Below are 5924 nucleotides of genomic sequence, written 5' to 3' on the forward strand. Positions count from 1 at the left end.
AGCACGGCATGACCTGATTCTTGAACCGCCAATGCCAAACGTTGTCGGGGCTCATCTCAATGTTCATTTTGAAACAAATCAACTCCCCGGCCGGGATGAACTGGGAGTTTTGCAGCATTCCAAATTTGAATATGCTCTCAGAATTCTGAACAATTTAATGGGATGATAAAATGAATGTGATAACCACAGATGAAATACCATTTTTATCGGCAACCGGCGTTATAAAGCTGGGCAATAAGGAAGAGTTAACCACTTATAAACATCGTGCCTCTTTAGGATTTGTAGAAAGATCTTTACTGGCTTCTGCTTACTTTCCATCCGGCGGCACTGCTCTTTACCGCATTCGAGGTAGTGACACCTTAACGATTGGACAACTCGATGAATGGATAGAGAAAAAAGGTGTTATAAATGTAATGATATTGTATGCTTATAATCTCTCAAAACCTGATTTATTTAGGTTAAAAATGATCAACCCGGCAGAGGTCAATAAATTCCTGTTAAAAAATACAGATTTACGGCCTGTATTGGCGGAAGCCAGCAGGGTAGTCAAACAAATTTTCGGTGAAGATGCTGAAATTATTTTAGAACTACGAAATGATCCGGAAATTGATTATGAAATCTTGCGCGCAAATATCAAGGCAACCGGCGATATTGACGAACAATTGGATAAACTTGATATATTCGATGATACCTGGCTGGTACATCAGCTTGATCTCATTAACCAGCGCATTTTGTTCAATCTCGATTTCTCATGAGCTTTGATTGGGGAAACTACCTAAATTTAGCTAAATATCTTGTCAGGAACATTACCGATCCAAGCCTGACAGAGGCCGGTTACCGTAGTGCAGCCAGTCGGGCTTATTATTCCGTTTTTCATCCCATTAAGTTATTGGCTTCTCAACATGGCTTTACTCTAACAAAAAAACGTTCGGTTCATCAAGAATTGATCGAATTCTATCAAAAACACAATGATATAGTTTATAGAAAGAAAGGTATAAAACTTCAACGCTTGTGGGAAAATCGCAAAGAATGTGATTACGAAGATCAAATAGCAACTAAAAACTATCAATCTTTGACTTATGAAAGTATCCGTTATGCCAACGAGTTGCTAAACTGGTCGAGGAGCAAATTGATATAACCATAGAGAGGGTTTATTCCAATGACAGAACCCTATTACGACAACAAAGCACAATATGACCGCATCCGCGGTTACATCATTCCCGGCGAAACCATTTTTGCCGTTTATGACTGCAAAGGCGGCGGCACGGGGTTTGTCGGCATTACGGATCGGCGCATCATCTTTTACGATCAGGCCTTCCTGACCAAAAAGAAATCAATGGTTTCGATCCCCTACAATCAGATCATCGGCATTGCCTCGGTGGACGAAGGAATGATTTTTCAAACCAGCGAGATCACCCTGCTTACTGCCGCAGGCAATTACACTTTCCAGTTCCGCGGTGCCGATAAAGCCCACAATGCCTACAGCTTCATCATGAATCAACTGCTCGGACAGGCGCATCCCCAATTGAAGGGATAACCTAACTCCCCAGGCCCATAATCATATCCCGGACATCATCACTGACGAGCCTCCCGTAAATCCCGTCGGTGATGCCCATGTTGGAGTGCATCAGATTCTGGCTGATCGCCTTCATCTGCGCCGGCGTCCTGGCTTGCTTGAGCGCGTGAACCGCGTGTCCGTGGCGGAATTTGTGCGGCGATTTATACGCCACACCCGCGCGCTCACATAAGACTTTTAGATCATCCCGCAGACTGTGGCGCACCTCCAGCCGCTTGCCGGTCGGCTTCTCGGTGGTGATCTCGCCGAAGCGGTCCAGATGCGCATACCAGTACGCCTCCGGCGGCAAGCGTTTCCGTAGAAACGCATCCCATTCCTGCACCACTTCCAGCAGATCTGGAATGTTTAGCAGGAATGTTACCGCCGCCTTGCTGTTCTTGGTGTGCACGCCCTTTGCCGGCAGCTGCAACACGCGGAGGTTAGCCAGGTCCACGCACTCCAGCGGCAGGGTCACGAATGCCCCAACCCGCATCCCGGACAGGAACAGAAACGCCACCGCCGCCCGCATCCGGCGCTGGGCGGTCGTATCTGCCGGGCAGCTAACCAGCTTGCGCACCTCTTCCAGGGTATAAAGCTCACGCGATTCCAGCTGAGCCTGCTCACTGCGCCCCCGCGACGGGCGCAGACTCTCCACCCAGCGCGCGTCCATGTTTTTGTAGCGCGGCGGGTACTCGCTTTTGGCCCAGTTCAGGAACGCCCGGCAGGTTTTCATCATCGCGTTGAGATGCGCCGCCGAGAGCGGCTTTTTGTTTTTACCGATCAGCGACTCGCAATAAACCGGAAAGGCCGGCCTGATTCGGCCGCACTTGCTGAACGGCTTTTCATCTGCCCATTCCAGCAGGTGACGCAGGCGCGACCAGAGCGTGTTGATCGTGCCCGGCGATAGCTGTCGCACATTGGACTGGAAGTCCAGATAGGCTTTCACGTCGAGGTAATTCTGGCGGTGGATCATGATGACTTAATGAAGCGGTGAATTTTACCGCCGCACTCCGGGCATGTGCCGCTGAGTTGGACCACATTCTGGCGCCGGCTGTGGGGGCGCATCTTCGGCGACTGCACCATCACCACGCGGTTGCAGCGCATGCAATACGCGTGCCCGGCCGGCATGGGGGGCTTGCTTTTGCCGCGCCGGGTGGTGGTCAGGTAGTCGCGCGCCCATTGCGCAAACTGCCGTCCGTTGATCCACACCTTCCCGCCGGCGTCCAGTACCACCGGGGCACCGGCCGGTATATACGAGCGATAGACCGTATCGTGAGAGACCCCCAGTTCCTCTGCCAGTTCGGCAGGTTTATAGAGCATATTGAGCAGCCGTTCCAATGCGGCCGCCTTCGATCGGTTCAGTCGTGGCGCTGGCACACCACACCTCCGTAGGATGTATTTTAGATCGCCCTGTGCGCGCAGCGGCGATTCATGATAAAATTATAGCACGCACGGCAAAAAAAGCCACTTAAAAGTGGTGATTAACAGGCTAGATATTCCAATCCGTAAGGTTCGGGGGTTCGAGCCCCTCCGCGCCCACTTTCACCACAATTTTCACCGCAGCCGTGAATTTAAAGCCTGACCGGCCGTGCGCGAGACCGGAAGGTGAGCAGATCAGACGCTGGCACGCCTGATCTGCGTTTTTTTATTCCCCTTCAATCAGAAACATCATCTTTTGAAGAATGCCAAACTCGATTTCTTCTGGCAGTTCTTCCAATTTGATTGTGTTCAAAGTAACCGTTACTTTACTTTCAAGCAATTGTTTCATTTCATCAAGGAAGTCCTGCATCTTTTCCTGCGGAATGATAAGGTTTTCGCCTTCTGGCTTGCCATACTTCTGGAAAATGTCTTTGCGCTGTGCCTCAAATGCCTCATAGTGTGGGCGGAGAAGATTTTGATTGGACGCAAGGTAAAAAGCAACATTGCGCCTGAGCTTCTGACCAGACAGATCGAGGGTCATAAAGTCAACAATTTCTTTGATGGTCAGGTCTTTTTGCATTTCACAACCTCTCTGATAAGATTTGCCGGATGGCTTGTAGTTCTCCCAGAATTTGCTTCAGGGTATCCGGCTCTGGTTCTGGTGTTGGTTCGGGTTCGGCGGGTGGAATGGGCGTTGGCTTAATGCGGGGATTGATTTCAGCATTGAAATTTTCCCGTGTACCGTTATACATTTCGTATCCGGCAACGACCTTTTCACCATTCAACAGAAATTCCTGCGTTCCCAAATCCCAGAATGACCATTCTTTCGCACGCTTATCCGACCAACCAAATGGTTTGGGTGGGGTTGCCATAATTACATATCGGGTAATCAGGTCACGCAGGGTTGGGAATACTGGCTGGTTGGATGGTAAAGGTGGGTCGGTAGTCAGAGGTGATGTTGGTGCAGAAAGCTTTATCCACTTTGGAGCGTGGATATACAAGTCAGGACGGGAAGCCACGAAGGTATCCAGACTCGGATATTTGGCTGTGAAGTTTTCCCGTGAGTACACACCGATTTTGAAGGGCAGTAATGTTCCGATGCGCTGTAACCGCTCTAACCGGTCAACCACATCCCGCAGGGCAAATGCCAGCCACGAATCCGTAACCTCACCTGCACTGGTAGAGAGGGACATCTCGTAAACACCAATGCTCAAAAACGAGATTGCTTTATAGCGTAACAGGCTGATGAGTTGTGAGATAATCGGGTGCTGACTGTCGGTCATCTTTTCGACATCCGCCATTGTGCGGTTGGTTTGCAACCAGTACCCAACCCACAAGTCAAAGCGCACGCCGATTATAAGTCCAGCGTCATAAGCCCGCTGTACCATATCAGCAAATACAGTCGGGCTGATAAATTCCGGCTTGCCGTCCTGCTGTTGCCCGCCAATATAGATGGTTACGAAGTCCGCACCGGCATCAGCAATACTTTGAAAATCAACGGATGAATGACTTTCGTTGAGTTGTAAACCTACTAGATTAGTCATTGTTAATCTCCTTTCTATGCTAATCTTGTTATAGCCAAAACATTACTGTGGGGATTGGCTGAATCATAAGTTATGTTCAAATTACCACCACTGTTTTGAAATACCATTAATTCGATATAATCACCAACAACCAAGTCTAATTTCACGGATAAATTAAGAATAGTAGCAAGCCCACCACCAACAGGATTTGCCGTTGTAACCGCTAAAATAGTTGTTCCATTTCGCCTTATTCCTACCATTCTTGCTCCTGTTGTGTTAGCGGAAAATAAAACATTCCCATAAATATAATATGACCCTGCAATTTGACAGGTAATTCTTGTCGGAGTACCTGATGACCATTGAGCCGAGATACCAGAAGGGCGTTGGTCTGTTAATGCTTGGGTAAAACTAATAGCCGTCCAAGCATTGTTCGGAATAGACTGGGCAGTGGTGCGAATGGCTTTACAAGATATTGCAGTAGATTTTTCGATAAATCCATCTAAATTTATATTAAAAACACTTGCACTATCTTTAGAAATAGTTAAACCATTTACGTCAAAAGATTCTGAATAGCTGTTTGTTAAAGTAACTATTGACCTTGAAATAGAAAGTCCAAGACTAGAAGAATCTACGCTTAATATAGATGACCCATAATTGCTGTTAGTCTGCATTACTAATGCAGTACTTTCATTTGAGCGATTGATTATTTGAAAAGATGAATCATTTGCCCCACTTTCTACTCCCAAATAAAATTGCCTACTATTAACAGCTTGGACGCAATACATTTGTGCGATTATGTTTAGATTACTATAAAACTTTATTGAGCGAAATAATTCGTAAGTTGTTCCACTAATTAACGAAAATCCTTGATTATCTAAAATAACACTCCCCCCACCCCCATACAACTTACCATCACTCCCAAAGTATGCCTGCCTGACATTCGCATTAAGCCCATACAAACCAGTTCTGTCTATCCACAATCCAGTTCCGGCAGTTGAAGAAGTCGGCGGTGGGTTACCAATTGCAATTGCGCTGGAAGTACCGGCGATTTTCAGGACATTTTCCAGCGTGGCATCTGTACCAGACAGTTTGATAATGTCCGTAGCAAAGTTGCGTATCCGCAATACGCCGTCCTGGTCAATCGTAATGTTTGCTTTACCGCTTGCATATTCACCAATGGCCACTCCCCATTTTTGAGAGGTGTATCCCCAATTACCGTTAAGATCGCCGATACGGATGATCTCGGTCTGCGCGTTGTAGGTTGCTCCTTGCCGGATCAGTTGTATCCTGGGTGTATCATATGCATTCAATTCGATTCGTCCCTGCCCAGACTGACCAAGCACAGCAAATGGCGTCCCTGCCGGCCAGCTATTCGCACCGCTTCCGTCCAGGTTGCGGGTCACATTGTAGGTTGTGCCACTGACCAG

At 47.7% G+C, this 5924-nt stretch carries 8 protein-coding genes; 3 read left to right on the forward strand and 5 right to left on the reverse strand.

From position 1 onward, the window contains the following. The first annotated feature begins 170 nt into the window (after nt 1-170). The 3 genes from VAE48_RS04425 to VAE48_RS04435 are packed head-to-tail and all read left to right on the forward strand — an operon-like array spanning nt 171 to nt 1537. Nucleotides 171-755, forward strand: coding sequence for a hypothetical protein (locus VAE48_RS04425; protein ID WP_322792113.1), 585 nt, complete (start codon nt 171-173; stop codon nt 753-755). Next, a complete protein-coding gene (locus VAE48_RS04430) occupies nt 752-1138 on the forward strand; it encodes a HEPN domain-containing protein (protein WP_322792114.1) in 387 nt (128 codons plus the stop codon). The genes VAE48_RS04425 and VAE48_RS04430 overlap by 4 nt, the downstream gene beginning before the upstream one ends. A gap of 21 nt (nt 1139-1159) precedes the next feature. Next, complete coding sequence (locus VAE48_RS04435; RefSeq protein ID WP_322792115.1) at nt 1160-1537, forward strand: PH domain-containing protein; 378 nt, start codon at nt 1160-1162, stop codon at nt 1535-1537. Nucleotide 1538: 1 nt separating this feature from the next. Here the strand turns inward: VAE48_RS04435 and VAE48_RS04440 are convergent, their stop codons facing one another. The 5 genes from VAE48_RS04440 to VAE48_RS04460 all read right to left on the reverse strand — a co-directional run. Then, a complete protein-coding gene (locus tag VAE48_RS04440) occupies nt 1539-2528 on the reverse strand; it encodes a site-specific integrase (protein WP_322792116.1) in 990 nt (329 codons plus the stop codon). Further along, a complete protein-coding gene (locus tag VAE48_RS04445; protein WP_061918906.1) occupies nt 2525-2932 on the reverse strand; it encodes a hypothetical protein in 408 nt (135 codons plus the stop codon). Before VAE48_RS04445 ends, VAE48_RS04440 begins: the two co-directional genes overlap by 4 nt. A gap of 268 nt (nt 2933-3200) precedes the next feature. Then, a complete protein-coding gene (locus VAE48_RS04450) occupies nt 3201-3554 on the reverse strand; it encodes a hypothetical protein (protein ID WP_322792117.1) in 354 nt (117 codons plus the stop codon). A 1-nt stretch (nt 3555) separates the two neighbouring features. Next, complete coding sequence (locus tag VAE48_RS04455; RefSeq protein WP_322792118.1) at nt 3556-4518, reverse strand: hypothetical protein; 963 nt, start codon at nt 4516-4518, stop codon at nt 3556-3558. A 14-nt stretch (nt 4519-4532) separates the two neighbouring features. Beyond that, the coding region (locus VAE48_RS04460; protein WP_322792119.1) for a hypothetical protein at nt 4533-5924 on the reverse strand (1392 nt) is incomplete at its 5' end.

This window comes from Bellilinea sp. (assembly GCF_034432615.1).
Lineage (GTDB): Bacteria > Chloroflexota > Anaerolineae > Anaerolineales > Anaerolineaceae > Bellilinea.

Excerpts from the sequence above, each read along its gene's own strand:
- VAE48_RS04425 (WP_322792113.1), top strand. The coding sequence starts at position 171 with ATGAATGTGATAACCACAGATGAAATACCATTTTTATCGGCAACCGGC.
- VAE48_RS04435 (WP_322792115.1), top strand. The coding sequence starts at position 1,160 with ATGACAGAACCCTATTACGACAACAAAGCACAATATGACCGCATCCGC.
- VAE48_RS04430 (WP_322792114.1), top strand. The coding sequence starts at position 752 with ATGAGCTTTGATTGGGGAAACTACCTAAATTTAGCTAAATATCTTGTC.
- VAE48_RS04440 (WP_322792116.1), bottom strand. The coding sequence starts at position 2,528 with ATGATCCACCGCCAGAATTACCTCGACGTGAAAGCCTATCTGGACTTC.
- VAE48_RS04455 (WP_322792118.1), bottom strand. The coding sequence starts at position 4,518 with ATGACTAATCTAGTAGGTTTACAACTCAACGAAAGTCATTCATCCGTT.
- VAE48_RS04450 (WP_322792117.1), bottom strand. The coding sequence starts at position 3,554 with ATGCAAAAAGACCTGACCATCAAAGAAATTGTTGACTTTATGACCCTC.